Origin of the sequence: Geminicoccus roseus DSM 18922 (assembly GCF_000427665.1) — a bacterium.
Lineage (GTDB): Bacteria > Pseudomonadota > Alphaproteobacteria > Geminicoccales > Geminicoccaceae > Geminicoccus > Geminicoccus roseus.
The window spans coordinates 963,617-989,764 of the sequence record NZ_KE386572.1; the positions used below are offsets into that span (position 1 = coordinate 963,617).

Here is a 26,148-nt window from a genome sequence, read left to right on the forward strand (position 1 = left end):
GCCCTGCGACCGTCTTGACATGGATTCGGACCGGGCGCACCCTCGCGTAACTAACGTACGGATGTCGAACGAATGTTCAGCGGGGAGGCTGGGCGGACGTCGAGCGGGGAGAACAGCCTCGCCACCCGGGCCGCCTGGTTGTCGTTCATCGGTGGATTGACCCAGGACGAGATCGCCTCGCGCCTGTCGATGAGCCGCGTGAAGGTCAACCGGCTGATCGCGCAGGCCCATCGCGAGGGCCTGGTCCGGGTGTTCATCGAGGGCACCCCGCACGAATGCGTGACCCTGGAAGACCGGCTGTGCCGGATGTTCGGCCTGACCGGCTGCTTCGTCGCCCCGATGCTGGAGGAAAGCGCCTCGCCCTTGCCGGTGGACACGCTGGCGGTCGCGGGTGCCCGGGTCCTGCACTATGCGCTGGAGACCGGCCAGGCCCGGATCATCGGGGTCGGCCACGGCCGCACCCTGGCGGCGATGGCGGACCGGCTGCCCCGCCAGCAGCGCGAGGACGTCCGCTTCGTCTCGCTGCTGGGCTCGCTCACCCGCAACGCCGCCGCCAACCCGTTCGACGTGATCCACCGCCTGTGCGAGCGGACCGGCGCGGAGTCCTATTTCCTGCCGGTGCCGTTCTTCGCCGACACCAGCGAGGACAAGGCGGTGCTGATGGCCCAGCGCAGCGTCCGCCATGCGCTGGACCTGGCAAGGCAGGCCGACCTGGTGATCGCCGGGATCGGCGAGGTCACCGCCGGCTCGTTCCTCACCACCAGCGGCATGATCACCAGCGAGGAGCTCGACCAGCTCCGTCGCCTGGGCGCCGTGGGCGAGATCCTCGGCAGGTTCTTCGACGCGAAGGGCCGGCCGGTGGGTGCCGAGATCGACGCGCGCGCGATCGCGATCGACCTCGAGGACCTGAAGGGCAAGGAGGTCGTCATCCTTGCCGGCGGCAAGAGCAAGCCGCAGGCGATCCGCGCGATCCTCGCGACCGGCCTGGTCACCCGCCTCGTCACCGACGAGGCCACGGCACTCCGGATCAGCGAGGCCGGCGCGACCGAAGGTTAGCGTTCCTTTTCGTTCGAGCCATCACAAAGGGAGGTTCCAAGGATGTCGACGAAGCAGAAAGACACCATCGACCGGTTTCTCAAGGGCGGGATGAGCCGGCGCGAGATGGGCCTGCGCCTTGGCCGGCTGGGCCTGGGCGGCGCCGCGGCCGCCTACATGCTCAACAAGGGCATGAGCGAGGCCCAGGCCGCCGACTTCGACTGGAAGAAGCACAGCGGCAAGACCATCAACCTGCTCCTGAACAAGCACCCCTACGCCGACGCGATGATCGCGAACATCGAGAACTTCAAGTCCATGACCGGCATGGACGTGAAGTACGACGTGTTCCCCGAGGACGTCTATTTCGACAAGGTCGCCGCGGCCCTGTCCTCCAAGAGCACCCAGTACGACGCCTTCATGACCGGCGCCTACCAGACCTGGCAGTACGGGCCGGCCGGCTGGATCGAGGACCTCAACGAGTATATCTCCGATCCCGAGCAGACCAATCCCAACTACAACTGGGACGACATGCTGCCCGGCATTCGCGCCTCGACCGCCTGGTCGGGCGTGCCGGGTGCAGAACTGGGCGGCGAGGGCGCCAAGCAGTGGGCGCTGCCCTGGGGCTTTGAGCTGAACTCGATCAGCTACAACCGCCGCATCTTCGACCAGCTCAAGATCGAGCCGGCAAAGGACCTGCCGGGGCTGGTCGAGCAGGCCAAGATGATCACGGATTCCGACGCCGGCGTGTACGGCATCGGCGTGCGTGGCAGCCGCTCCTGGGCGACCATCCATCCGGGCTACCTCTCGGCCTTCGCCAACTACGGCGCCAAGGACCTCGAGGTCCAGGACGACGGGATGCTCAAGGCGGCGATGAACTCCGACGCCGGCAAGGAGATGACCAATCTCTGGGTGAAGATGATCCAGGAGAGCGGCCCGAAGAACTGGGCGACCTACACCTGGTACCAGGTCGGCACCGACCTGGGTGCGGGTGCCTCGGCGATGATCTACGACGCCGACATCCTGGGCTACTTCATGAACGGCGGCGACAACAAGGAGGCCGGCAACCTCGCCTATTCCGCCTTCGCGCCGAAGCCGGGCGCCGAAGCGCCCACGCCCAACGTCTGGATCTGGTCGCTGGCGATGAGCACGTTCGGCAACCAGAAGGACGCGACCTGGTACTTCATGCAGTGGGCGTCCGGCACCGACCACGCCCTGTTCGGCGCGCGCCAGATGGACTTCGTCAACCCGGTCCGCTCCAGCGTCTGGAAGGACGAGGAGTTCCGCGCCCGGATCGCCAAGTCCTATCCGGGCTATATCGAGCAGTTCGAGGCCTCCAGCCCCGGCTCGAAGATCTACTTCACCCCGCAGCCCCTGTTCCAGACCGTGACCACGGACTGGGCCGCTGCCCTGCAGAAGATGGTGGCCAACGAAGTCCCGGTCGACGAGGGCCTGGATGAGCTCGCCGCCAACATCGACAAGCAGCTGAAGTCCGCCGGCCTCGGCTGATCCAGCCTTCTCCTTGATTGATCCCGCGCCTTTCCGGAGGTGCGGGATCGCCTGCATGTTCTTGATGGACGAACGGTATGGCCGCCACGACCGCCACCCAGCCCCCAGCCAGCCCGAGGAAGAGCCGTCTCGGCACGGCCGCGCTGCCCTATCTCCTCTCGCTGCCGGCCCTGCTGGTCTGCATCGGCATCATCGTGCCGTTCCTCACCGCCGTCTGGTACAGCCTGCAGCGCTACAACCTGAACCTGCCCTACCTGCGCGGGTTCGTATGGTTCCAGCAGTATATCGACCTCTTCACCGACACGACCTTCTGGCACACCGTGCAGGTCTCACTGGTCTACACCTTTGCGACCGTCGTCCTGGAACTGCTGCTGGGCCTGGGGATCGCCCTGTTGTTGCGACGGCCCTCCAAGCTCCACAACATCATGAGCATCGCCCTGCTCCTGCCGCTGATGGTGGCTCCGGCCATCGCGGCCTTGATGTGGAAGCTGATGACCCATCCGGACTTCGGCATCCTGAGCTGGCTCATCCAGCAGGTCGGGATCACCAATTTCCGCTGGGCGGCCGCGCCCTCCTCCGCCCTGTTCACCGTGCTGCTGGTCGACATCTGGGTCTACACGCCGTTCATGATGATCCTGCTGCTGGCGGGCCTGCGCGGCCTGCCCAAGCAACCGTTCGAGGCGGCGGAGCTGGACGGGGTGCCGGCAAGCTTCGTGTTCTTCCGCATCACCCTGCCAATGCTGACTCCCTACATCATCACGGCGGCCCTGTTCCGGATGCTCGACAGCATCCAGCAGTTCGACATCATCTACGCGATGACCCAGGGCGGGCCGGGCGACACGCTACTGGTGTTCCAGGTCATGGCCTACCTGGACTTCTTCCAGAACTTCAATGTGGGCCGCTCGGCCGCGGTCCTGATGGTCCTGTGGGCGATCGCCTACATCCTCTCCAACATCTTCATCAAACACTGGCTGCGCCTGCGTGAGCGCGCCCGTGGGGCGGCGTGAGATGGAACGCGACAACCCGGTCATCAAGGTCCTGCGCGGCGCAGCCCTGCTCGTCGTCGGCCTGTTCTTCCTGTTCCCGTTGTTCTGGGTGGCATTGATGTCGTTCCAGACCAACGAGCAGATCCTGCGGATCCCGCCCTCGATCGTGTTCGAGCCGACGCTGTCCAACTACTGGGCGCTGATCTCCGGCCGCCTGGTCAGCAATGCCGGCATCCTAGAGATCAAGTTCATGGGCAACCTGTGGAACAGCGTGCTGCTGTCCTCGACCTCGGTGGCCCTTGCCCTCGTGCTCGGCGTCCCGGCCGCCTATGCCTTCGCGCGGTTCCGCTTCCGCATGAGCGAGGACATCGCGTTCACGCTCCTGTCCTTCCGCTTCGCACCCCCGCTGCTCGTCCTCCTGCCGCTCAGCCTGTACTTCCAGGACATCGGCCTGACCGACACCTATGTGGGGCTGATCTGGGTCTACCAGCTGATCGCCTTGCCGCTGATCCTGTGGATCGTGCGCGGCTACTTCGAGGACATCAGCCCGGACATCGAGCACGCCTACCGCATCGACGGCCATTCCTGGCTGAAGACCTTCACCAAGATCGCGCTGCCGCTGGCCAGGCCCGGCATCGCGGCGGCAGCGCTGCTGTCGTTCATCTTCTGCTGGAACAACTTCATCTTCGCGCTGATCCTGGCGTCCGCCGACAAGCAGCCCGTCACCGTGGGCGCCCTCGCCTTCGTCACCGCGTCGGGCATCCAGTACGGCCAGATCGCCGCCGCGGTGCTGCTCTCGATCACGCCCACCCTCCTCCTGGCACTCTACGCGCAGCGCTACCTCGTCGAGGGTCTGTCGCTCGGCGCGGTGAAGGGCTGATCCGACATGGCATTCCTCGACCTCGACCGCATCTCGGTCGCCTTCAAGAAGGAGCGGGTGCTCAAAGAGGCATCGCTCCAGGTCGAACGCGGCGAGACGGTCGTCGTGTTCGGCCCGTCGGGCGGCGGCAAGACCGTGCTGCTCCGGCTGGTCTCGGGCGTGATGCAGCCGGACAGCGGCGACGTGCGCCTGGGCGGCAAGTCGCTGCTGGGCGCCGGCCCGGAAGAGCGCGACGTCGGCATGGCGTTCCAGAACTTCGCGCTCTACCCGCACATGCCGGCCTACGAGAACATCGCGAGCCCCCTGCGCGCCCGGGGGCTGGCCGAGAGCGAGATCGAGCGGCGGGTCCACGAGACCGCGCGCCTGCTCAAGATCGACCATGTCCTCAAGCATTTCCCCAAGGAGCTCAGCAACGGCCAGAAGCAGCGCACCGCGCTCGGCCGCGCCCTGATCCGCGGGCCGGAAGTGCTGCTGCTCGACGATCCGCTTCGCAACGTGGATGCCAAGCTGCGCTACGAGATGCGCATCGAGCTGCCGCGCCTGCTCAAGAGCTTCGGCGGCGCTGTGCTCTACGTCACCCAGGACTACAAGGAGGCCATGGCGCTGGGCGACCGCGTGGCGGTGCTGCTGGACGGCAAGTTCCTGCAGATCGACCATCCGGCCGAGGTCTACAAGCGCCCGGCCGACGTGCGGATCGCCAAGCTGTTCGGCGATCCGACCATCAACCTCTATCCGGTCCGCCCCAGGGCCGGCCGGACCGGCACCGAGATCGACATCTTCGGCGGCACGGTCGTCCTGCCCGGCACGCACGACCACCTGCGCGACCGGGAGTGCCTGATGGCGCTGCGGCCCGAGCATGTTCATGTCCACACCGAGACGATCGAGGATGGCGTGCCGATGGAGTTGGAGGCGGTGACGCCCTTGAACGTCCGCACCGTCCTGTTCCTGAAGACCCAGGACGACCGCGAGCTGCTCGCGACCTGTTCCGAGCACGAGCAGGGCCGGTTCGGCCGCGGCCACCGCGCGGTCCATGCGCAGATCGACTTCGACCGCGCCCTGTTCTTCGACGCCGCGTCCGGCGTCCTTCTCCCGGCTGCGGCGTGAGGCTCCCATGGCAGAACTGAACCTCGTCGCCGTCGACAAGATCTACCAGAGCCGCGGCAAGCCGCCGGTCCACGCCGTCCAGGGCGTCGACATGAGCATCGCCGACGGCGAGATCATCGGCCTGCTGGGCTCGTCCGGCTGCGGCAAGACCTCGACCCTGCGCATGATCGCCGGGTTCGAGGACGTGAGCCGCGGCGAGATCCGCCTGGGCTCCCGCCTCCTGAACGATCTCAGGCCTGCCGAGCGCGGCGTCGCCATGGCCTTCGAGGGCTATGCGCTCTACCCGCCGCTGACCGTGCGCGACAATGTCGGCTTCGCGCTGCTGCGCGCGAAGACGCCCAAGGCCGAGATCGAGCGGCGGGTCGCCGAGATCGCGCATCTCCTCGAGATCGAGGAGATCCTGGACCGCTACCCGCCGACCATCTCGGCCGGCCAGCAGCAGCGCACCTCGCTCGCCCGCGCCCTGATCCGCCGGGCCGACCTGTCCTTGCTCGACGAACCGATGTCGCAGCTGGAGCCGCAGCTCCGCGCGATCCTGCGGGCGCGCATCAAGGACTTCATCATCGAGCACAAGATGACGACCGTGTTCGTCACCCACGACCAGACCGAGGCCCTGGCGCTGGCCGACCGCATCGCCGTGATGGAAGGCGGCGTGCTCCAGCAGTTCGCCACCCCAGCCGATCTGAAGGAGCGGCCGGCCAACCTGTTCGTCGCCTCGTTCATCGGCGAGCCGCCCATGAACATCATGGACGGCGAGGTGGTCGGGCCGGAGATCGTCATCCGTTCGGCGCGCGGCGACCGGGCCTTCGCCCTGCAGGCAGGTCCGCACGACCGGCCGGGCAAGATCGGCGTCGGGATCCGGCCGCACCGCGTCCAGGTCGGCGAAGGTCCCCTGCAGGGCCAGGTGGTGAGCAACCAGTGGCTGGGCGACCAGACCCATCTGGGGATCGAGGTCGAGGGCGTACTGCTGGTCGCGGTTACCGACGGCGCCCTGGAGGCGAGGGTCGGCGAGACCGTCCCGCTGCTCCTGCCGGACGACGCCCTGCACCTGTTCGACTCGACGAGCGGCCAGGCGCTGCGGCATGGCGCGAGCAGCGCCCGATGACGGCCGACCTGATCCTCGGCATCGATGCCGGCACCTCGGTGACCAAGGTGGTGGCGTTCGACCTGGACGGACGCCAGGTCGCCAGCGCCGCCAAACCCAACCAATACGTCAACCTGCCGGGCGGCGGCTGCGAGCAGGACGTGCGGCGCACCTGGGAGGACTGCGCCCAGGTGCTGCGTGAGCTGGGCGCCAGCCTGCCCGGGCTGGCCGACCGCGTGCTCGCCGTCGGGGTCACCGCCCAGGGCGACGGCACCTGGCTGATCGATGCCGAGGGCGAACCGGTCACGCCGGCCTGGCTCTGGCTGGACAGCCGTGCCGCGGCGATCGTGGAGCAGGCCGACCAAGACGGCACCACCGCCAGGACCTACCCCATCACCGGCTGCGGGATGAACGCCTGCCAGCAATCGGCGCATCTGATGTGGATGAAGCGCCATGCGCCGCAGATGCTGGAACGTGCTGCTACCGGCATGCACTGCAAGGACTGGCTGTACTTCAAGCTGACCGGCGTGCGCGCCACGGACGTGTCCGAGGGGGTGTTCACCTTCGGCGACTTCCGGCGGCGGGCCTACTCCCCCGACGTGCTCGATGCCTATGGGCTGGCCGATCTGGCCCATCTCCTGCCGCCGATCGTCAACGGCATCGAGACGACTCACCCCTTGAGCGCGGAAGCGGCCCGCCAGGTCGGGCTGAAGGCCGGAACGCCGGTCTCGCTCGGGTTCGTCGACGTGGTCTGCACTGCCTTAGGGGCGGGCCTCTACGAGCGCGGCCGCAGGCTCGGCGTGTCGATCATCGGCTCGACCGGCATGCATATCCGCCTGGCCAGCTCGGCCGACGAGGTCGTGCTGGGCGAGGCCCCGTCGGGCTACACCATGTGCCTGCCGGTGGCGGGGACCTATGCCCAGGCTCAGTCCAACATGGCGGCGACCCTCAACATCGACTGGGCGGTCGACCTGGCCTGCCAAGCCGCAGGGGCGCTGGGGCACGAGATCGGTCGCCGGGAAGCGCTGCCGCTGCTCGACGCGCAGGTCCTGGAGGCCCGGCCGGGCGCCGCGATCTGGCATCCCTACATCCACACCGCTGGCGAGCGGGGCCCGTTCGTGGATGCCAACGCGCGGGCGATGATGTCCGGGCTGGACCAGAACGTCCGCTTCCTCGACCTGCTGCGCTCGGTCTACGAGGGCCTGAGCTTCGCCGCACGCGACTGCTACGCCGCGGCCGGCCACGTGCCCGAAGAGATCCGGCTGGCCGGCGGGGCAGCGCGCTCCAGGACCCTGCGGACGATCCTCGCCTCGGTGCTGGGCGCCCCGGTGCGGGCCGGCACCCGCGGCGAGGAAGGCTCGGTCGGCACCGCGATGATGGCGGCCTGCGCGGTCGGCGTGTTCCCCTCCCTGGACGAGGCCGTGGCCGCCTGGGTGACGCCGTCCTTAGGCGAGCTCACCCATCCCGACCCGGAACTGGTGAAGGCCTATGCCGACCTGTTCCCGATCTATCAATCGATCCACCGTCGGATGCGCGACGTCTGGCGGGATCTCGCAAAGGTACGTTCATGACCAGAACCATCGAGGCCGCGATCATCGGCGACAATTTCATGCGTGCTTCGGTGTTCGAGGCCAGCCTGCGCAAGATCTCCGGGGTGAAGTGGAACATCCGCAGCCTGGAGCTGCCCTGGCCGGACGAGCCGTTCTTCCACGGCGCCAAGGGCACCGAGCTGGAAGGACTGAAGGAGCTGCAGGGCGATCCGGCCGAGCTGGCAGCGTTCATCAAGGGCGCCCAGCTCCTGGTCTGCCACCTGCCGCCGGTCACCCGGTCGATGCTGGAGGTGATCGCCCCGCCGCTTGAACTGATCGGGGTGAGCCGCGGCGGCCCGGTCAACATCGACATGAAGGCGGCCAAGGAAGCAGGCGTCACCGTGGTCAACGCGCCCGGCCGCAACGCCTCGGCGGTGGCCGAGTTTACCATCGGCGCGATCCTGGCCGAGACGCGGCTGATCACCAAGGGGCACACCTCGCTCAGCCAGGGGATCTGGCGCGGCGACCTGTACCGTGCCGACCTGACCGGGCCTGAGCTAAGCGAGCTGACCGTCGGCCTGATCGGCTATGGCCATATCGGCACGCGGGTGACCCGGCTGCTCAAGCCGTTCGGCTGCAAGATCCTGGTCGACGACCCCTACGTGAAGGTGAGCGACGCCGATCTGGCCGACGGGGTCGAGCAGGTCGAGCTTTCGGAACTGCTGCGCCGCTCCGATGTCGTCTCCCTGCACGCCCGGGTCACCCCGGAGACCACCGGCTTCATGAACGCGCAGGCCTTCGCCCAGATGAAGAAGGGCGCCTGGTTCATCAACACCGCTCGCGGGCCGATGGTGAACTATGCCGACCTCTACGAGGCGCTGCAGTCGGGCCATCTGCGCGGCGCCATGCTGGAGACCCACGAGGTCGAGCCCTGCCCGCCCGACCTGCCGCTGCTCCGGCATCCGAACGTCACGCTCACCCCGCACATTGCCGGGGCCTCCACCACCACGGTGAAGATCGCCGCGGAGAAGATCGCCGTCGAGGTCCAGCACTGGATCAACGGCGAACCCCTCGAGAACGTCGCCACCAAGTGAACCGATCATGAGCCTCGCGGACCTCGACAAGCTGCCGGACCCCGTCGACCTCGTGGTCGTCGGGGGCGGCGTGAACGGTGCCGGCATCGCCCGCGACGCGGCGGGCCGCGGTCTTTCCGTCGTCATGTGCGAGAAGGACGACCTCGCCCAGGGAACCAGCTCGCGCTCGGGCAAGCTGATCCATGGCGGCCTGCGCTACCTGGAATATTACGAGTTCCGCCTGGTCCGCGAGGCGTTGATCGAGCGGGAGGTGGTGCTCAACGCCGCCCCGCACATCGTCTGGCCGATGCGCTTCGTCCTGCCGCACAGCCCCGACCAGCGGCCGCGCTGGCTGATCCGGCTGGGCCTGTTCCTCTATGATCACCTGGGCGGCCGCGCCAAGCTGCCGCCGACCCGCTCGCTCGACCTGCGCAAGGATCCCGAGGGCGAGCCGGTGGTGGACGAGTTCTCCCGCGGATTCGAGTACTCGGACTGCTGGGTGGACGATGCCCGCCTCGTGCTCCTGAACGCGCTGGACGCCAAGGAGCGCGGTGCCGTCATCCTTACCCGCACCCCGGCCACCTCGGCGCGCCGCGACGGCAAGCTCTGGCAGGTCGAGTTCACCGACAGCGTCACCGGCGAGACCCGCAGCGTCCGCGCCCGCGCGATCATCAACGCCGCCGGGCCCTGGATCGAGAAGGTGCTGGGTCAGGTCGCCGGGGTGAACAGCGCCCGCAAGGTGCGGCTGGTCAAGGGCAGCCACCTGATCATCAGGAAATGGTGGAAGGGCCCGCAGGCCTATCTCCTGCAGAACGACGACAAGCGGGTGATCTTCGTCAATCCCTACGAGGGCGACCTGACCCTGATCGGCACCACCGACATCCCGGTGGAGGGCCGCCCGGAGGACGTGCGGGTCGAGGAGCGGGAACGCAGCTACCTGCTCCGCGTGCTCAACCGCTACTTCAGGCACAAGCTGACCGAGGACGACATCGTCGCCGAGTTCAGCGGGGTGCGGCCCCTCTATGACGACGACAGCGCCAAGAACGCCTCGGCGGTCACCCGCGACTATGTGTTCGACGTCGACCCGCCGCAGCCCTCGGAAGAGCACGCAGCCATGCTCTCGATCTTCGGCGGCAAGATCACGACCTACCGCAAGCTCGCCGAGCATGCCCTGGACAAGCTGCAGCCCTATCTCGGCACCAGGTTCGGCACCTGGACGGCACGGGCGCCGCTGCCGGGCGGCGACATGCCGGACGCCGACTTCGACCGCTGGCTGGAGCGCTTTTCCGCCGAGCGGCCCTGGCTGCCCACCGACCTCGCCCGCCACTATGCCCGCCTCTACGGCACCAGGGCGGTGCGGCTGCTGGAAGGAGCCACGGGCAAGGCCGATCTCGGCCGCCATTTCGGCGGCAACCTCTACGAGCGCGAGGTCGACTATCTGGTCGCGCATGAATGGGCGCGCTCGGCCGACGACATCCTCACCCGGCGCACCAAGCACTACCTGCACCTGACCGAAGACGAGAGCCGCGCCTTCCGGGCATGGTTCGAGAGCCGGCCAGGCGCCCTTGCAGACGAACGGGAAGCAGCATGACCCGGCTGGCGCTCGGCATCGACATCGGCAGTTCCGGTGTCCGGGCCATCGCGATCGAGGCGGATGGCAAGGTCGTCGCGGAGGCAAAGGCGGCGCTCCCGAAGCCGGACCGGACCGACGGCATGATCCGCACCGCTGCGCCCGACTGGTGGCAGGCGGTCGAGACCTGCCTGGCCGCGATGCCGCGCGACCGGATCGGCGCCATCGCCGTCGACGGCACGTCGGGTACGCTGCTCCTGTGCGGCCAGGACGGCACCCCGCTGGGCGCCGCGCGCCGCTACGACGATGCCGGCAGCGCCGCCCATGCCGGGCAGATCCGCGCCCTGGCGCCGGCGGAGAGCGCCGCGCATGGCGCCTCCTCGCCGGCGGCGCGCCTGTTGGACCTGCAGAAGCAGCATCCCGACGCGGCGCTGGCGCTGCACCAGGCCGACTGGGTGGTCGGCCGGCTCACCGGACGCTTCGGCGTCTCCGACGACAACAATGCCCTGAAGTCCGGCTGGGACCCGGTGGCGCGGACCTGGCCCGCTTGGCTGGATGGGTTCGGCATCGAGCGCCGGCTCCTGCCGGAGGTGCTGGAGCCGGGGACGGTGGTCGGCGAGGCGCGGCGGGAGCTGGGCTTCGCCAAGGGCGCGGTGGTCGTGGCCGGAACCACCGATGGCTGCGCTTCCTTTCTCGCCACCGGCGCCGACCAGCCGGGCGACGGCGTCACGGCGCTCGGCACCACGCTGACCCTGAAGCTGCTCTCCGACCGGCCGGTGTTCGACCCGGGGGCCGGGGTGTACAGCCACCGGCTGCTCGGCATGTGGCTGGCCGGCGGCGCTTCCAATACCGGCGGCGCCGCTTTGCTGCGCTTCTTCACGGCGGAGCGGATGCGCGAGCTGGAAGCCGGCCTGGAGCCGGCGAAGCCGACCGGGCTGGACTACTGGCCGCTGGCTGCGCGCGGCGAGCGCTTCCCTGTGGCCGACGCCGCGATGGAGTCCCGGCATGAGCCGCGCCCGCCGGAAGACGGCCGGTTCTTCCAGGGTCTCCTGGAAGGCATCGCGAAGGTCGAGCGCCAGGCCTATGGCCGCCTGTCCAAACTGGGCGCACCCGCCCTGCGCTCGGTGCGCACGGTAGGCGGCGGCGCCGCCAATGCCGCCTGGACGGCGATCCGGGCGCAGATGCTGGGCGTGCCGATGCTGGAGCCGGCCAGCGAGCAGGCGGCCTACGGCACCGCGCTCCTGGCGCGCCGCGCGCTCTGAGCCAGGCGGTTTAGGCGACGGCGCGCTGCGGCAGGTCCAGGGCGGCCAGGGTGTCCCGGGCGATCATCGCCTCCTCGTCGGTCGGGATGACATGGACGGCGATCCGGCTATCCGGCGCGGAGACTAGGGCCGCGTCCGCCTGATTGGCGTCGGGATCGAGCTTCATGCCGAGCCAGGCGAGACGGCGAGCGACATTGGCCCGCACCGAGGCAGAGCGCTCGCCGATCCCGGCGGTGAACACGAAGCCGTCGATCCCGCCCATGGTGGTCGCCAGCATGGCGGTTTCCTGGGCGATCCGGTGGGCGAAATAGTCCAGCGCGAACTGACCGCGCGGGTCGGCGCTCTTCTTCAGGTCGCGCACGTCGTTGGAGATGCCGGACAGGCCGAGCAGGCCGCATTCGTGGTAGAGCATCTGTTCCAGGCGCCCGGCGTCCCAGCCCTGCTGCATCAGGTAGAGGGGCACGCCCGGGTCGAGCCGGCCAGGCCGGGTCCCCATCGGCAACCCGTCAAGGGCGGTGAAGCCCATGGTCGTCTCGATCGAGCGGCCTCCCTGCAACGCGCACAAGGAGGCGCCGCTGCCCAGGTGGGCGACCACCACCCGCTTGCCGGCCAGGTCCGGGGCGACCGCGCGCAGGCGCTCGGCGATGAAGGCGTAGGACAGGCCGTGGAAGCCGTAGCGGCGGATACCCTGCTCATCGAGCTCGGCCGGGATGGCGAACCGGTCCACCAGCTCGTCATGGCCGTGGTGGAACACGGTGTCGAAGGAAGCGACCTGCGGCAGGCCCGGCCGCCGCTTCATGATGGTGCGGATCGGCGCGATGCTGTTGGGCTGGTGCAGCGGGGCGAGCGGCACCAGGGCCTCGATGCCGGCAAGCGTCTCCTTGTCGATCCGGGCAGGCCCGGTGAAGTGCTGGCCGCCATGAACGATCCGGTGCCCGACTGCCGCCAGCCCGCCGTCCGCCAGTTCGTCCTCCAGGACGTCCAGGACCTGCTCCACCGCAGCCCCGACATCGTCGACATGATCGCCCAGGTCCCGGTCGACCCGGACGGCGCCGGCGGCATCCTTCACCTGCAGGTGCGGATGGACGCGGATGCCGTCGAGCAGCCCCTTGAGCTGGCGCTCCAGCCGGTCGTCGTGCAGCCGGAAGACCTGGAACTTGATGCTCGACGAGCCGGTGTTCAGGACGAGCAGCGCGTCGCTCATGTCAGGCCGGTCCTTTCCTGGCGCGCGGCCGGCGCGTGCGGGGAGCGACACGACGCGGCAGCGCCGCCGACGGCTCCGCCGCTGGGGGTGCGGGAGGTGACGGGGGCGCGGCCGGGACAGGCTGTTGGCCCGAGCCGTCCAGAAGCTTCTCGATCCTTGCCAGCCGCTCGGCCGAGGCCGGGACAGGCGGGCCGGCCGCTTCCGCGAGGTGGCGCAGCATCGGGACGAAACCAGCTCGCGCCTCGTCCGGCAGCAGGGCGGGCAGCGCCTCGATGGCGGCGTCGTCGTCCTGGCGCAGGATCGCGGTCTGCTCGCGCACCCGCGCCTTGAAGGCAGCCAGGGTGGCGTCGTGGCAGTGCGGATGCTCCTCGCGCAGGATCTTCAGGGCGGCGAAGGTCCGCTCGTCGACCCTGCCGCCCGGGGTGATCACCCAGGCCAGGGCGCGGATCAGCGCATCGGCGGGCGTACCCTGCCCGATCCTGCCGCGCAGCGCCTCCTCCTGCGCCTGCACGAACGCGCGATGCTCGGGCGCATCGCCAGGCCTCGCCCGGGGCGGCTCGTCGCTGGCGCGCAGGCCCAGGAGCGCCTGCAGGAAGGGCTGGCCATAGATGCCGAGAAAGGCCTGCTCGACGGCGCCGTCGCGCGTCTCGCGCCAGTTCTCCAAAGCCGCCACCATCATGTCGGAGAACAGCTGCTGCGCCTGGAGGAACGGGTTGTCCGGCGGCGCCGGCCGCCGGTGCGCACGCACCAGCTTGGCCAGGTCCTGCAGCGCCTCGAAGGCATCGTTCTTCTGGCCGAACATCTCGTAGGGCAGCCGCGCCGGCTGCAGCCGTCGCATCGTTTGGGCCATCTCCGGCGTCACCGCCGCGCGGATCCAGGGCTGCAGAAAGGTGCGGTACAGGCCGAGATTGATGTCGGAAAGGCGGGACACCGCGGCGAAGCGGCGGTCGTCCTCCTCGTCGTTGCAGCCGAGCGCCCGGATGTCGTCGAGCGTGCGCGGCTCGAAATGGAGGACCCACTCGCCGGCGACCAGATGGGCGTTCGGGGTGTCCGGGCCGGCCCGGGTCAGCACCGCCTCGAACAGGCCGGGCGGCAGCACGTCGATCAGGTCGATGTTGGAGGTGAACTCGCGGTGCTCCTTCTTGGCGACCGCGCCGGACACGAAGATGCCGAGATGGCCGGTCTCGTCGTGCACGCTGTAGACGATGGTCTGGTCGTGGGCGCGGATATCGTCGACATCCCGGTACAGTTCCAGGATCCAGCCGAGCGCCTGCGGCGGCGGCGTGATGTCGTCGCCCTTCGAGCAGAACACCACGATCGGCCCCTTCACGTTGCGCAGGTCGATCCGGGTCCCGTCGTTGGCGCGGATCCCGCCCGAGACCAGGCGGTTGCCGACGAACAGCTCGTCGGCGATCCACTGCATCTCCTGGGCACCCAGGAGCGCATGGCCGCCCCACCAGCGCTCGAACTCGAGGTAGCGGGGCGCCTCGGTGTCGATCCGCGACCAGAGCCGGTACTGCTTGGTCCAGAAGGTGTTGGCCGGGTTCATGTTCTCGAAGTTGGACACCAGCCAGCCGCCGTCGAACGTGCCGGCACCCAGGTCGCCGGCCATCGCGGTGAGCCAGGTGCCCCCCGCCAGCCCGCCCGTATAGCGCATCGGCGCGTGGCCGTGGGTTCCCTGCCAGTAGGCCAAGGGCGCGCCTGCCAGGAGCAGCGGCCCGAACGCCGCCGGCCGGGCCGCGGCCGCCATCGCCACGGCCCAGCCGGCCTGGCAGTTGCCGATCACCAGGGGCGCGCCCTCGGCGTCCGGGTGTCGCCCGGCCACCTCGGCCACGAACGCCGCCAGCGCGTCGACCACGTCCAGGACGGTCTGCCCCTCCACGGGCTCGGTCAGGAAGCCGACGAAGTAGCAGGGATGGCCCGAGGCCAGCGCCACGCCGATCTCGCTGTCCGGCTTGAAGCCGCCAATGCCCGGCCCGTGCCCGGCCCGCGGGTCGATCACCACGATCGGCCGCTTCTGCGGGTCGGTGGGCGTGGCCGCGGCCGGCAGGATCCGGATCAGGCCGTAATTGACCGGGCGCTCCAGCCGGCGCCCGTCCCGGACCGGCTCGAACGGGAAATGGAGCACATGCGGCGCCTTCTTCGCCATGTGCTCCTGGTACTCCCTGCTGCGCTCGCGGAGCGTGTCGAAGAACAGGATCGTGCGCTGGGTGGCGTCGATCAGATAGTCGACCGCCGGGTTTCCGCTCGGTGGCAGGGCATTCGCCAAGGCTGAGGCTCCGGGCTGGTGAGGAGTCCGGACGTGCTAGACGTCCAAGGTGACGACGATGTTCGTGCCTGAAGGAAAGGCGCCCATGTCAGGCGGCCGGGCGAAGGGCGGCGATCGCCTTAGCATAGTCGGGCGCACGGAAGATCGACGAGCCGGCGACCAGGACGTCCGCGCCGGCGGCGATCGCCTTGGGCGCCGTCTGCGGATCGATGCCGCCATCCACCTCGATCCGGATCGGCCGCCCGCCGACCAGCGCCCGCACCTGGCGGATCTTGTCGGCGGCATAGGGGATGAACTTCTGCCCGCCGAAGCCCGGGTTGACGCTGAGGATCAGGACCAGGTCCAGATGGTCCAGGACATGCTCCAGCACGCCGACCGGGGTGGCCGGGTTCAGGGCCACGCCCGCTCCCTTGCCGAGCGCGGTGATCGCGCCGAGCGAGCGGTCCAGATGCGGCCCGGCCTCGGCATGGACCGTGATCCGGTCGGCACCCGCCTTGGCCACCGGCTCGATCCACTGGTCGACCGGGGCGCACATCAGATGGGCGTCGAACAGCAGCCGCGAATGCTTGCGCAGCGCCCCGATCACATCGGCGCCAAAGCTCAGGTTCGGCACGAAATGGCCGTCCATGACGTCCAGGTGCAGCCAGTCCGCACCCGCCCCCTCGACCGCCTTCACCTCCTCGCCCAGCCGCGCATAGTCCGCGGCCAGGATCGACGGCGCGATCAGAATCTCGTCCCTCATGCCGAACCCACCTCGCATCCTCCAGTCTCGATCGCGGCGATGCCTGCGCCGCGATCCTCGCCAGGCCTTCCGACCATCGTCCGTTCTCCACGGCCTGCGCCGGGCGGGCCGGACGGTCGCCGGGCCGCCGCGGCGCCGTGCCCACCATCTGGGCATCCCCGGGGGAAACTGGTCAAGTCGGGCGGCCCTGGCCAGGAACAGGCCGGCCAGGGCAGGGTTGCCGCGAGCGCGCCTGCGGTGTCCATGGCGCTGCCGGCGGCAGAGTGGTAACCGGGAGTGGGCCTGCCAGCCGCTGGCGTGCGAATTGCTGGAACCCTGCCCGGGTGGCGAACTCCTCCCCCAAGCGGTTCGGACGATATTGACGGACCGGTGGAGGTCCGCCACCTCGGGCGACTTGTCCGGTCCTGTACGGAAAGCGACGACACGTGACGGCTCAGATCATTCCGGTCCAGACCTTCGACCTCGTGGTGTTCGGGGGCACGGGCGACCTGGCGCTGCGCAAGCTGCTGCCCGGTCTCTACCAGCGCTGCCGCGACCGCCAGATGCCCTCCGAGGCGAGGGTCTGCGGTCTTTCCCGCCGCGAGATGAGCGACGACGAGTTCCGCGAGCTGGTGCGGGGCGCGCTGAACGACCACGTCAATGCCGACGATCTGGTCCCTGAGGACGTGGAACGCTTCCTCGGCCGCCTCAGCTACATCTCGCTCGACGCCACCGGCTCCAAGGGCTGGCCGGACCTGTGCTCCTTCCTGGCCTGCTGCGCCGACCGGATCCGGGTGTTCTACCTTGCCACCTCGCCCGAGCTGTTCGGCCCGGTCTGCGCCAAGCTCGGCGACCAGGGCCTAGTCACCCCGCAGACCCGGGTGGTGATCGAGAAGCCGATCGGCAAGGACCTGGCCTCGGCCAAGGCGGTCAACGAGGCGGTGGGCGCGGTGTTCGAGGAGCGGCAGATCTTCCGCATCGACCACTATCTGGGCAAGGAGACTGTCCAGAACCTGATGGCGCTGCGCTTCGCCAACGCGCTGTTCGAGCCGATCTGGAACCGCGCCGCCATCGACCATGTCCAGATCACCGTCGCGGAGACGGTGGGGGTCGGCAATCGCGCCGACTATTACGACCATAGCGGTGCTCTGCGCGACATGGTCCAGAACCACATGCTGCAGCTCTTGTGCCTGGTGGCGATGGAGCCGCCCTCGGCGATGGACGCCAATTCGCTGCGCGACGAGAAGCTGAAGGTGCTGAGCGCCCTGAAGCCGATCCGGCCCGGGCGCGTCGAGCAGGTCACCGTGCGCGGCCAGTACGCGCCGGGCGCCATCGACGGCAAGGCGGTGCCGGGATATCTCGACGAGCTCGGCCATCGCAGCGAGACCGAGACCTTCGTCGCGATCAAGGCCGAGGTGGAGACCTGGCGCTGGTCGGGCGTGCCGTTTTACCTGCGCACCGGCAAGCGCCTCGCGCAGCGCGCCTCCGAGATCGTCGTGCAGATGCGCCCGATCCCGCACTCGATCTTCGAGCGCGACGCCGGCGAGGTCCGCCCCAACCGGCTGGTGATCCGCCTGCAGCCCGACGAGGGCGTGCGGCTCTATTTGATGAGCAAGGACCCGGGCCCGGGCGGGATGCGGCTGAAGACCACGCCGCTCAACCTCTCGTTCAGCGAGACCTTCAAGGTGCGCTTCCCCGACGCCTATGAGCGGCTGCTGATGGACGTGGTGCGCGGCAACCAGACCCTGTTCATGCGCAAGGACGAGGTCGAGGCGGCCTGGACCTGGTGCGAACCGATCCTGGACGGCTGGAAGCAGTCCGACGAGGGGCCGGAGAACTATGGCGCCGGCTCCTGGGGGCCCTCCGGCGCGGTGGCGCTCATGGTCCATGACGGCCGCCGCTGGGTGGAGCCCGGCACATGACCGCCCAGCCGATCCGCCATGCCGACAGCAAGGCGCTGCACGAAGCCGTGGTGGCGCGGATCGGCGCCGCCCTGCGCGCCGGGGTCGCCGGGCGCGGCCAGGCGGTGCTGGCCGTTTCCGGCGGCAAGAGCCCCGTGCCGATCTTCGAGGCGCTGGCCGCCCTGGAGCTGCCCTGGGACCGGGTCACCGTCACCCTGGTCGACGAGCGGCTCCTGCCGACCGACCATGCCGACAGCAACGAAGCGCTGGTGCGCCGCCACCTCCTGCAGCGCGAGGCGGCCGCCGCGGCCTTCATCGGCCAGCGTGGCGACGCCGCCTCCCTGGACGCCGCCGCCGACGCGGCCGACCAGGCGCTTGCCACGCTGCCGCAACCTTTCGACGTCATCGTGCTGGGCATGGGCGAGGATGGGCATACCGCTTCCTGGTTTCCCGACGGCGACCGGCTGGGCGAGGCGCTCGACCTGGACGGCAAGCGGCTGGTCCTGCCGATGGTCGCGTCCAGCGCCGCCGCCGTGCCCGAGCGGCTGACCCTGACCCTGCCGGTGGTGGCCCGGGCCGGGCTGGTCCTCCTCCCCCTGGAAGGTGCCGGCAAGCTCCGCACGCTGGAGCGTGCGATGCAGCCGGGACCCCTCACCGAGATGCCGATCCGTGCCGCGCTCCGGCATGCCCATGCCGAGGTGCATATCGCAGGCTGAACCATGGAGTTTCGCGCATGACCGCTCCTCTCCACGTCACTGTCGAGGCGGTCACCCAGCGGATCCGCGAGCGCTCCGCGCCGGTCCGCACCCGCTACCTGGACCAGGTCCGGCGCCTGGGCGAGCGGGCGCCCCGCCGCCACAAGCTCGGCTGCGCCAACATCGCCCACGCCATCGCTGCATGCGGGCCGAACGACAAGGCCGGGCTGGAGGGCGAGGGCGCCCTCTCGATCGGGATCATCACCGCCTACAACGACATGCTGAGCGCGCATCAGCCCTATGAAACCTATCCGCAGCTGATCAAGCAGGCGGTGCGCGAGGCCGGCGGGGTGGCGCAGGTGGCCGGCGGGGTGCCGGCGATGTGCGACGGGGTCACCCAGGGCTATCCGGGCATGGAGCTGTCGCTGTTCTCGCGCGACACCATCGCGCTCGGCACCGCGATCGGCCTGTCCCACGACACGTTCGACGGCGCCCTGGCGCTGGGCATCTGCGACAAGATCGTGCCGGGCCTCCTGATGGGCGCCTTGGCGTTCGGCCACCTGCCGACCATCTTCGTGCCGGCAGGACCCATGACCACCGGCGCCTCCAACGAGGAGAAGTCCAAGGTCCGCCAGCTCTACGCCGAGGGCAAGGTCGGGCGGAAGGAGCTGCTGGCGTCCGAGATGGCCTCCTATCACGGCCCCGGCACCTGCACCTTCTACGGCACCGCCAACTCCAACCAGATGATGATGGAGGTGATGGGCCTGCACATGCCGGGCGCCGCCTTCGTCAACCCGGGCACGCCGTTGCGCGACGCGCTGACCCGGGCGGCGGCCCGGCGGATCACCGAGATCACCGCGCTCGGCAACGACTGGACGCCGATCGGCGAGGTGGTCGACGAGAAGGCGGTGGTCAATGGGGTGGTCGGCCTGCACGCCACCGGCGGCTCGACCAACCACACCATCCACCTGGTCGCGATCGCCCGGGCGGCCGGGATCGCGCTGACCTGGGAGGACATGGCCGAGCTGTCGGAGGTCACCCCGCTGCTGGCCCGCGTCTACCCGAACGGCCTGGCCGACGTGAACCAGTTCCATGCCGCGGGCGGCATGGGCGTGCTGGTCCAAGAACTGCTGGGCGCCGGGCTGCTCCATGCCGACGTGAAGACGGTGGCGGGCGAGGGCGGCCTTGGCCGCTATGCCGAGGAGCCGAAGCTGGAAGGGGACCGGCTGGTCTGGGGCCAGGGCCCCGGCCAGTCGCTGGACAGGGCGATCATCCGCACCGTGCAGGAACCGTTCGACAAGAAGGGCGGGCTGGTCCTGCTCACCGGCAATCTCGGCCGTTGCGTCAGCAAGGTCTCGGCGGTGAAGCCGGAGCGGCGGGTGGTCGAGGCGCCGGCCCGGGTGTTCCACGACCAGGCCGAGGTGCAGGCGGCGTTCAAGGCAGGCGAGCTCGACCGGGACGTGGTGTGCGTGGTGCGCTTCCAGGGCCCCAAGGCCAACGGCATGCCGGAACTGCACAAGTTGACCCCACCCCTGGGCATCCTGCAGGATCGCGGGTTCAAGGTGGCGTTGGTCACCGACGGACGGATGTCCGGGGCGTCGGGCAAGATTCCGGCAGGGATCCACCTGACCCCCGAAGCCGTTGACGGTGGGCCGATCGCGAAGATCAGGGATGGCGACATGATCCGCCTGGACACGGTGACGGGAACGCTGGAAGCGCTGGTCGACGCCGCCGAATGGGCGGCCCGGCCGAACGCCACCTGCGACCTGTCGCCCTACCAGACCGGGATCGGCCGCGACCTGTTCGCCCCCTTCCGAGCCGCCGTGGGTCCGGCGGATCATGGGGCGGCCGTGGTAGGGGGACCCTTCGGAATGGCTGCGTGAACGAACTGCTCCTTGTCGGCGATGTCGGCGGCACCAACGGGCGCTTTGCGCTGGTGGGCGCCGACGGCACCGCGCCCGGTACGCCGCGCGTCCTCAAGAACGATTCCTACCCGAGCCTGGCGGACGCCATCCTGGCGTTCCTGGCCGACGAGGGCGGGGTCAGGCCGGTGCGGGCCGCGATCGCCATCGCCGGGCCGGTGACCGGCGACCATGTGAAGCTGACCAATCGCGGCTGGGACTTCTCCACCGAGGAGGTCCGTCAGCGCCTGGGCCTGGCCGAGCTCCTGATCCTGAACGACTTCGAGGCGCTGGCGCTGGCCTGCCCGTTCCTGCCCGACAGCGCCAGCGAGGTGGTCGGCCCGCCCGGCCAGGCGATCGAGGGCGCGCCGATGGCGGTGCTGGGGCCGGGCACCGGCATGGGCGTCGCCGGGGCGGTGCGGGGGCGCGGCCGCTGGATCGCCGTGCCGGGCGAAGGCGGCCATGTCGAGATCGCCACCGCCGAGCCGCGCCTGCGCCGGGCGCTCGAGGTCGCCTATAGCCAGCGCGGCCGGGTCTCGGCGGAGCACTGGCTGTGCGGGCCCGGCATGCTGCGCATGGCCGGCGACATCGCGGCGGCCGAAGGGGTCAAGCTCCTGTGGAAGGAGCCGGGCGAGATCGTCACCGCGGCCCTGGCCGGCGACGGCTTCGCCACCGACGTGCTCCACCTGTTCCTCGACCAGCTGGCCGGCTTTGCCGGCGACGTGGCGCTGACCTTCGGGGCGCGCGGCGGGGTCTACCTGGGCGGCGGGGTGCTCGACCATCTCACCAAGTTCTTCGACCCGGACCGGTTCGCCGCCAAGTTCCGGGACAAGGGCCGCCTCTCCTCCTTCCTGGACGGCGTGCCGCTGCGTAGGATCACCGCGCCCACGCCGGCCCTGTTCGGCTGCACCGCGAAACTCCTGCACGGCTGATATCCCATGAATCCTGAAGCTCGCCGCGACGCCCTGCTCTCGATCCTGCGGATGGGGCCGGTGGTGCCGGTGCTGATCGTGGAGGACGTCGCCACCGCGGTGCCGCTGGCCAAGGCGATGGTGGCCGGCGGGGTGCGGGTGCTGGAGGTGACGCTGCGCACCCCGGCGGCCCTGGACGTGATCCGCGCGATCGCGGCGCAGGTGCCGGACGCGGTGGTGGGGGTCGGCACGGTGCGCACGCCCGAGCAGATGGAAGCCGCCGCCCTGGCCGGCGCCCGCTTCGCCGTGTCGCCGGGCGCCACCCGCGCGCTGGTGCAGGCGGCGCAGGCCTCGCCGGTGCCGTGGCTGCCGGGCATCGCCACCCCCTCGGAGGGCATGCAGCTGGCCGAGGAGGGCTTCTCGGTCCTCAAGCTGTTCCCGGCCGAGGCGGTCGGCGGCGCCAAGCTGATCGCGTCGCTGGCCTCGCCGCTGCCCGACCTGCAGTTCTGCCCGACCGGCGGGATCGACCCGGCCAAGGCCGAGGACTATCTCAAGCTGAAGAACGTGGTCTGCGTCGGCGGCAGCTGGATCGCCCCGGCCGACGTGGTGGCCGCGGGCGACTGGAAGCGCATCGAGGAACTGGCCCACAAGGCCTCGCTGCTGGGCTGACAGGCGCCGATCCACCGCCATCGCGATCTGTGACAGGCCCTGTCGCGGGGCGGTGACGAAGGCGTCACGCATCGCCACTACCCCTCCCCCGTCGCCGCGCCCCAGGGACGGCGTCGTCAAGACGGGGGTAGGAAACCGATGACCGTGATGCACAAGCTGCACGGGCTGGCGATGGCCGGCGTCGTGGCGCTTTCCGCTGGCGCCGCCCAGGCGGAGCCGGTGGAGTTCGAGTTCTGGTACGGGCTGACGGGCGACCTCAGCGAGCGCATCCAGGAGATGTGCCAGACCTTCAACGGCAGCCAGGACCAGTTCAAGGCGGTCTGCACCAGCCAGGGCACCTACGACGCCGCGGTCCAGAACGCGATCGCCGCGTTCCGCGCCAACAAGCAGCCGACCGTGCTGCAGGTGTTCGACGCCGGCACCGCCGACCTGATGCTGTCCGGGGCGTTCGTGCCGGCGCGCGAGCTGATGGAGAAGGCCGGCTACGACGTGAACTGGGACGACTATTTCCCGGGCATCGCCGACTACTACGCGACCTCCAAGGGCGAGCTGTACTCGTTCCCCTTCAACAGCTCGACCGCGGTGCTCTACTGGAACAAGGACGCGTTCCAGAAGGCCGGCCTGAGCGAGGCGCCCAAGACCTATGAGGAGGTCGAGACGGCCGCCCGGGCGCTGAAAGAAGCCGGCTATGCCTGCCCCTATGCCTACGACGTCGACCCCTGGCAGTTCATGGAGCAGTTCTCGGCGGTCCACGACCTGCCGATCGCGACCCAGAACAACGGCTATGACGGGCTGGATGCCGAGCTGGTGGTCAACCAGACCAGGTTCGTCGACCATGTCGCCTTCTTCAAGCGGATGACCGACGAGGGCCTGTTCCAGCTCAAAGAGATGGGCCAGGCGCGGCTGCAGTCCTTCATGAACAACGAATGCATGATGATGCAGTCGTCGATCGCCGACCACGGCACCGTCGGCAAGACCATGCCGGACGGCGTCGCGTGGGACGTGGCGATGGTGCCGGTCTGGGAAGGCACCGAGCGCAAGAACTCGCTGGTGGGCGGCGCTTCCTTGTGGGCGCTGGCCGGCAACAGCCCGGAGCAGTACGAGGGGGCGGCCGCCTTCTTCGCGTTCCTGGCCAAGCCCGAGCAGGCCGAGTGGTGGTCGACGGTGACCGGCTACATCCCGGTGACCAATTCCGGCTACGAGTACATGATGGACAAGGGCTTCTATGACGAGGCGCCCTACAAGGGCCGCGAGATCGCCATCGAGTCCCTGACCTACACCCCGCCGACCGCGAACAGCCGCGGCATCCGGCTGGGCGGCTTCATCCAGATCCGCAAGGAACTGCGCGACGCCCTGACCGGGATCATGGCCGGCACCACCGAGGTGCAGCCTGGCCTGGACCAGGCGGTCGAGCGGGGCAACGCGATCCTGCGCCGCTTCGAGAAAACCTACGCGGGCAAGCAGCTGCCCTGACCACCAAGGGAGCCGGGTTCGCACGAGCGGGCCCGGCGCTCGGGTTCGTTCGTGCAAAACACGATGGCGGCGGCAGGAGGCCCGGGTTCGTTTGGACGAATGCCCGGCCTCGCTGCCCCGGTCTCGGGTTCGTTCGTGCAAAGCACGGTGTCGGTGGACGGAGGCCCGGGTTCGTTTCGACGAGTGCCTGGCGTCGCTGTCCAGCTCTCGGGTTCGTTCGTGCAGAACGCGGCGGCGGCAGGCGGCTCGGGTTCGTTTGGACGAACGCCTGACCTCGCTGTCCAGCTCTCGGGTTCGTTCGTGCAAAACGCGGCGGCGGCAGGCGGCTCGGGTTCGTTTGGACGGACGCCTGGCGTCGCCGTCCAGCTCTCGGGTTCGTTTGGGCGAACGCCCGGCCGCGCGGCCCGGGCCTCGGGTTCGTTCGTGCAAAACGGCGGGGACGCGAGCGGACATCGAGCGGGTTTCCAGAACCGGCCGGCGACGACGTCCAGCATAGCATTGATAGGCACACTGTCCTAACTTCTCCGGAGTTCTCGGCCGATGGAAAAGCGGGCCTGGTTCAGCAACACGCCGCTGGCCCTGGCACTGGCGGCCCCGCAGGTCCTGCTGGTGCTGGTGTTCTTCTACTGGCCGTCGGGGGCGGCGCTGTACTGGGCGTTCACGCTGGAACAGCCCTGGGGCGGCGGCAACACGTTCGTCGGCCTGGACAATTTCCGGGCGATCTTCGCCGACGCGCATTACTGGAACTCGGTGTTCCTGTCGGTGGTGTTCGCGGTGGCCTCCACCGCGCTGGCAATGACGCTGGGCATGCTGCTGGCGCTGGCGGTCGACCGCCGGCTGAAAGGCCATGCCGGGTTCCGCTGGGCGCTGATCTGGCCCTATGCCATCGCCGCCCCGGCGGCAGGCCTGGCGTTCCGCTTCCTGCTCTCGCCCGAGGCCGGGATGATCGCCTACCTGAACCACAGCTTCCCGGGCCTGTGGAACCCGGTGGTGAACGGGACGCAGGCGATGATCCTGATCATCGTCGCCTATTCCTGGAAATACGTGGCCTACAACTTCCTGTTCATGCTGGCCGGGCTGCAGTCGATCCCGAAAAGCCTGGTGGAGGCCGGCGCCATGGACGGGGCTAGGCCGCTGCGGCGGGTGCGCGACATCCAATTGCCGCTGCTGACCCCCACGATCTTCTTCCTGGTGATCGTCAACCTGACCGACAGCTTCGTCGACAGCTTCGGCATTGTCGACCTGACCACCGAGGGCGGGCCGAACAAGTCGACCGAGCTGCTGGTCTACAAGATCTATTTCGACGGTTTTCGCGGCCTGGACTATTCCGGCGCCGCCGCACAAAGCATCATCCTGATGCTGCTGGTGATCGTCCTGACCTTCGTGCAGTTCCGCTTCGTGGAACGCAAGATCCACTATAGCTGAGGGCCGCCGATGATCGAACGCACCCCGATCCTCGACATCGTCACCCAGGCGATCCTCCTGATCGGCCTGGTGATCGCGCTGGTGCCGCTCTGGCTGGTGCTGGTGGCGGCCAGCCTGAACCTGCAGGAGGTCAACACCTCGCCGCTGCCGTTCCTGCCGGGCAGCCACCTGCTGGAGAACCTGGCGGCGGTCTGGCAGCGCGCCGATCTCGGGCCGAAGCTCGCCAACAGCCTGCTGATCTCGGCCCTGGTCGCCGCCGGCAAGGTGTTCCTGGCGGCCCTGACGGCGTTCTCGATCGTGTTCTTCCGCTGGCCGTTCCGGATGCTGGTGTTCTGGGGGATCTTCGTCACCCTGATGCTGCCGCTGGAGGTGCGGATCGTGCCGACCTACGCGGTGGCGGCCAACGCGCTCGGCCCCTTGCAGGCGATCCTCGACGTCACCGGCCTCGCCTGGCTCTGGCAGGCATTGACCGGGATCGAGGTCGCGCTCGAATGGAACCTGCTGAATTCGTACACCGGCCTGGTCCTGCCGCTGGTGGCGACCGCCACCGGGACGTTCCTCTACCGCCAGTACTTCCTGACCATTCCGGACGAGCTGGTGGAAGCGGCGCGGATGGACGGGGCGGGACCGCTGCGGTTCTTCCGGGACATCCTGCTGCCGCTCTCGCGCACCAACATGGCAGCGCTTGGCACCATCATGTTCCTGTATGCCTGGAACCAGTATCTGTGGCCGCTCCTGGTGACCACCGACCGCGCCCGCTACGGCACCGCGGTGATGGAGCTGCGCCAGCTGATCCCGTCCATGTTCAGCGAGCCGGAATGGAACATCGCCATGGCCGGCACCCTGATCGTCATGGCCCCGCCGCTGCTGGTCGTCATGCTGATGCAGCGCTGGTTCGTGCGCGGCCTGGTCGCGACCGAGAAATGAAGCCCGCCCCGATGGAAAGAGAG

General features: G+C 69.3%; 21 protein-coding genes. 18 read left to right on the forward strand and 3 right to left on the reverse strand.

Translation table 11 applies throughout. The features are described 5' to 3' along the window. Positions 1-72: 72 nt before the first annotated feature. The 10 genes from GEMRO_RS27885 to GEMRO_RS0105900 all read left to right on the forward strand — a co-directional run bounded on the left by GEMRO_RS27885 (position 73) and on the right by GEMRO_RS0105900 (position 12,029). Positions 73-1,056 carry a sugar-binding transcriptional regulator gene (locus GEMRO_RS27885; RefSeq protein ID WP_051328749.1) on the forward strand — a complete coding sequence of 328 codons (984 nt, stop codon included), beginning with the start codon at positions 73-75 and terminating at the stop codon, positions 1,054-1,056. A gap of 42 nt (positions 1,057-1,098) precedes the next feature. Further along, the gene (locus GEMRO_RS0105860; RefSeq protein WP_027133257.1) at positions 1,099-2,541 is read left to right on the forward strand and encodes an extracellular solute-binding protein; all 1,443 of its coding nucleotides are present in this window, start codon (positions 1,099-1,101) and stop codon (positions 2,539-2,541) included. 77 nt (positions 2,542-2,618) lie between these two features. Beyond that, on the forward strand, positions 2,619-3,548 hold the full coding sequence (locus tag GEMRO_RS0105865; RefSeq protein WP_027133258.1) for a carbohydrate ABC transporter permease: 930 nt from the start codon (positions 2,619-2,621) through the stop codon (positions 3,546-3,548). A 1-nt stretch (position 3,549) separates the two neighbouring features. Further along, complete coding sequence (locus GEMRO_RS0105870; protein WP_027133259.1) at positions 3,550-4,407, forward strand: carbohydrate ABC transporter permease; 858 nt, start codon at positions 3,550-3,552, stop codon at positions 4,405-4,407. Positions 4,408-4,413: 6 nt separating this feature from the next. After that, positions 4,414-5,511: an ABC transporter ATP-binding protein gene (locus tag GEMRO_RS27890; protein ID WP_035484808.1), complete on the forward strand. Its 1,098-nt coding sequence runs from the start codon at positions 4,414-4,416 to the stop codon at positions 5,509-5,511. Positions 5,512-5,518: 7 nt separating this feature from the next. After that, positions 5,519-6,616 (forward strand): ABC transporter ATP-binding protein, encoded by a 1,098-nt coding sequence (locus GEMRO_RS0105880; protein WP_027133260.1) that lies wholly within the window; start codon positions 5,519-5,521, stop codon positions 6,614-6,616. Next, on the forward strand, positions 6,613-8,166 hold the full coding sequence (locus GEMRO_RS0105885) for an FGGY-family carbohydrate kinase (RefSeq protein WP_027133261.1): 1,554 nt from the start codon (positions 6,613-6,615) through the stop codon (positions 8,164-8,166). The genes GEMRO_RS0105880 and GEMRO_RS0105885 overlap by 4 nt, the downstream gene beginning before the upstream one ends. Next, a complete protein-coding gene (locus GEMRO_RS0105890; protein WP_027133262.1) occupies positions 8,163-9,218 on the forward strand; it encodes a 2-hydroxyacid dehydrogenase in 1,056 nt (351 codons plus the stop codon). Before GEMRO_RS0105885 ends, GEMRO_RS0105890 begins: the two co-directional genes overlap by 4 nt. Positions 9,219-9,225: 7 nt before the next feature. Next, on the forward strand, positions 9,226-10,788 hold the full coding sequence (locus GEMRO_RS0105895) for a glycerol-3-phosphate dehydrogenase (protein ID WP_035484811.1): 1,563 nt from the start codon (positions 9,226-9,228) through the stop codon (positions 10,786-10,788). Beyond that, positions 10,785-12,029, forward strand: coding sequence for an FGGY-family carbohydrate kinase (locus GEMRO_RS0105900; protein ID WP_027133264.1), 1,245 nt, complete (start codon positions 10,785-10,787; stop codon positions 12,027-12,029). The genes GEMRO_RS0105895 and GEMRO_RS0105900 overlap by 4 nt, the downstream gene beginning before the upstream one ends. A 10-nt stretch (positions 12,030-12,039) precedes the next feature. Here GEMRO_RS0105900 and GEMRO_RS0105905 read toward each other — a convergent pair whose 3' ends face one another. From GEMRO_RS0105905 to rpe, 3 genes are all read right to left on the reverse strand, one after another. Further along, on the reverse strand, positions 12,040-13,233 hold the full coding sequence (locus GEMRO_RS0105905) for an acetate/propionate family kinase (RefSeq protein WP_027133265.1): 1,194 nt from the start codon (positions 13,231-13,233) through the stop codon (positions 12,040-12,042). 1 nt (position 13,234) lies between these two features. Next, positions 13,235-15,502: a DUF3141 domain-containing protein gene (locus GEMRO_RS27895; RefSeq protein WP_084506601.1), complete on the reverse strand. Its 2,268-nt coding sequence runs from the start codon at positions 15,500-15,502 to the stop codon at positions 13,235-13,237. Between the two features lie 88 nt (positions 15,503-15,590). Then, on the reverse strand, positions 15,591-16,244 hold the full coding sequence (rpe, locus tag GEMRO_RS0105915; protein WP_027133266.1) for a ribulose-phosphate 3-epimerase: 654 nt from the start codon (positions 16,242-16,244) through the stop codon (positions 15,591-15,593). 425 nt (positions 16,245-16,669) lie between these two features. Here rpe and zwf point away from each other — a divergent pair, with 425 nt between their 5' ends. The 8 genes from zwf (at position 16,670) to GEMRO_RS0105955 (ending at position 26,125) form a co-directional block, all read left to right on the forward strand. Next, entirely contained in the window at positions 16,670-18,145 is a 1,476-nt protein-coding gene (gene zwf / locus GEMRO_RS0105920; RefSeq protein WP_027133267.1) for a glucose-6-phosphate dehydrogenase, read from the forward strand. Continuing rightward, on the forward strand, positions 18,142-18,840 hold the full coding sequence (gene pgl / locus GEMRO_RS0105925) for a 6-phosphogluconolactonase (RefSeq protein WP_027133268.1): 699 nt from the start codon (positions 18,142-18,144) through the stop codon (positions 18,838-18,840). The genes zwf and pgl overlap by 4 nt, the downstream gene beginning before the upstream one ends. Before the next feature lie 17 nt (positions 18,841-18,857). Continuing rightward, entirely contained in the window at positions 18,858-20,702 is a 1,845-nt protein-coding gene (gene edd / locus GEMRO_RS0105930; protein WP_027133269.1) for a phosphogluconate dehydratase, read from the forward strand. Beyond that, on the forward strand, positions 20,699-21,652 hold the full coding sequence (gene glk / locus GEMRO_RS0105935; protein WP_027133270.1) for a glucokinase: 954 nt from the start codon (positions 20,699-20,701) through the stop codon (positions 21,650-21,652). Before edd ends, glk begins: the two co-directional genes overlap by 4 nt. 6 nt (positions 21,653-21,658) lie before the next feature. Next, positions 21,659-22,300 carry a bifunctional 4-hydroxy-2-oxoglutarate aldolase/2-dehydro-3-deoxy-phosphogluconate aldolase gene (eda, locus tag GEMRO_RS0105940; protein ID WP_027133271.1) on the forward strand — a complete coding sequence of 214 codons (642 nt, stop codon included), beginning with the start codon at positions 21,659-21,661 and terminating at the stop codon, positions 22,298-22,300. 138 nt (positions 22,301-22,438) lie between these two features. Then, a complete protein-coding gene (locus GEMRO_RS0105945) occupies positions 22,439-23,773 on the forward strand; it encodes an extracellular solute-binding protein (protein ID WP_027133272.1) in 1,335 nt (444 codons plus the stop codon). Between the two features lie 540 nt (positions 23,774-24,313). Beyond that, positions 24,314-25,198, forward strand: coding sequence for an ABC transporter permease subunit (locus tag GEMRO_RS0105950; protein WP_027133273.1), 885 nt, complete (start codon positions 24,314-24,316; stop codon positions 25,196-25,198). A 9-nt stretch (positions 25,199-25,207) separates the two neighbouring features. Then, on the forward strand, positions 25,208-26,125 hold the full coding sequence (locus GEMRO_RS0105955) for an ABC transporter permease subunit (protein WP_027133274.1): 918 nt from the start codon (positions 25,208-25,210) through the stop codon (positions 26,123-26,125). The last annotated feature ends 23 nt before the right edge of the window (positions 26,126-26,148 follow it).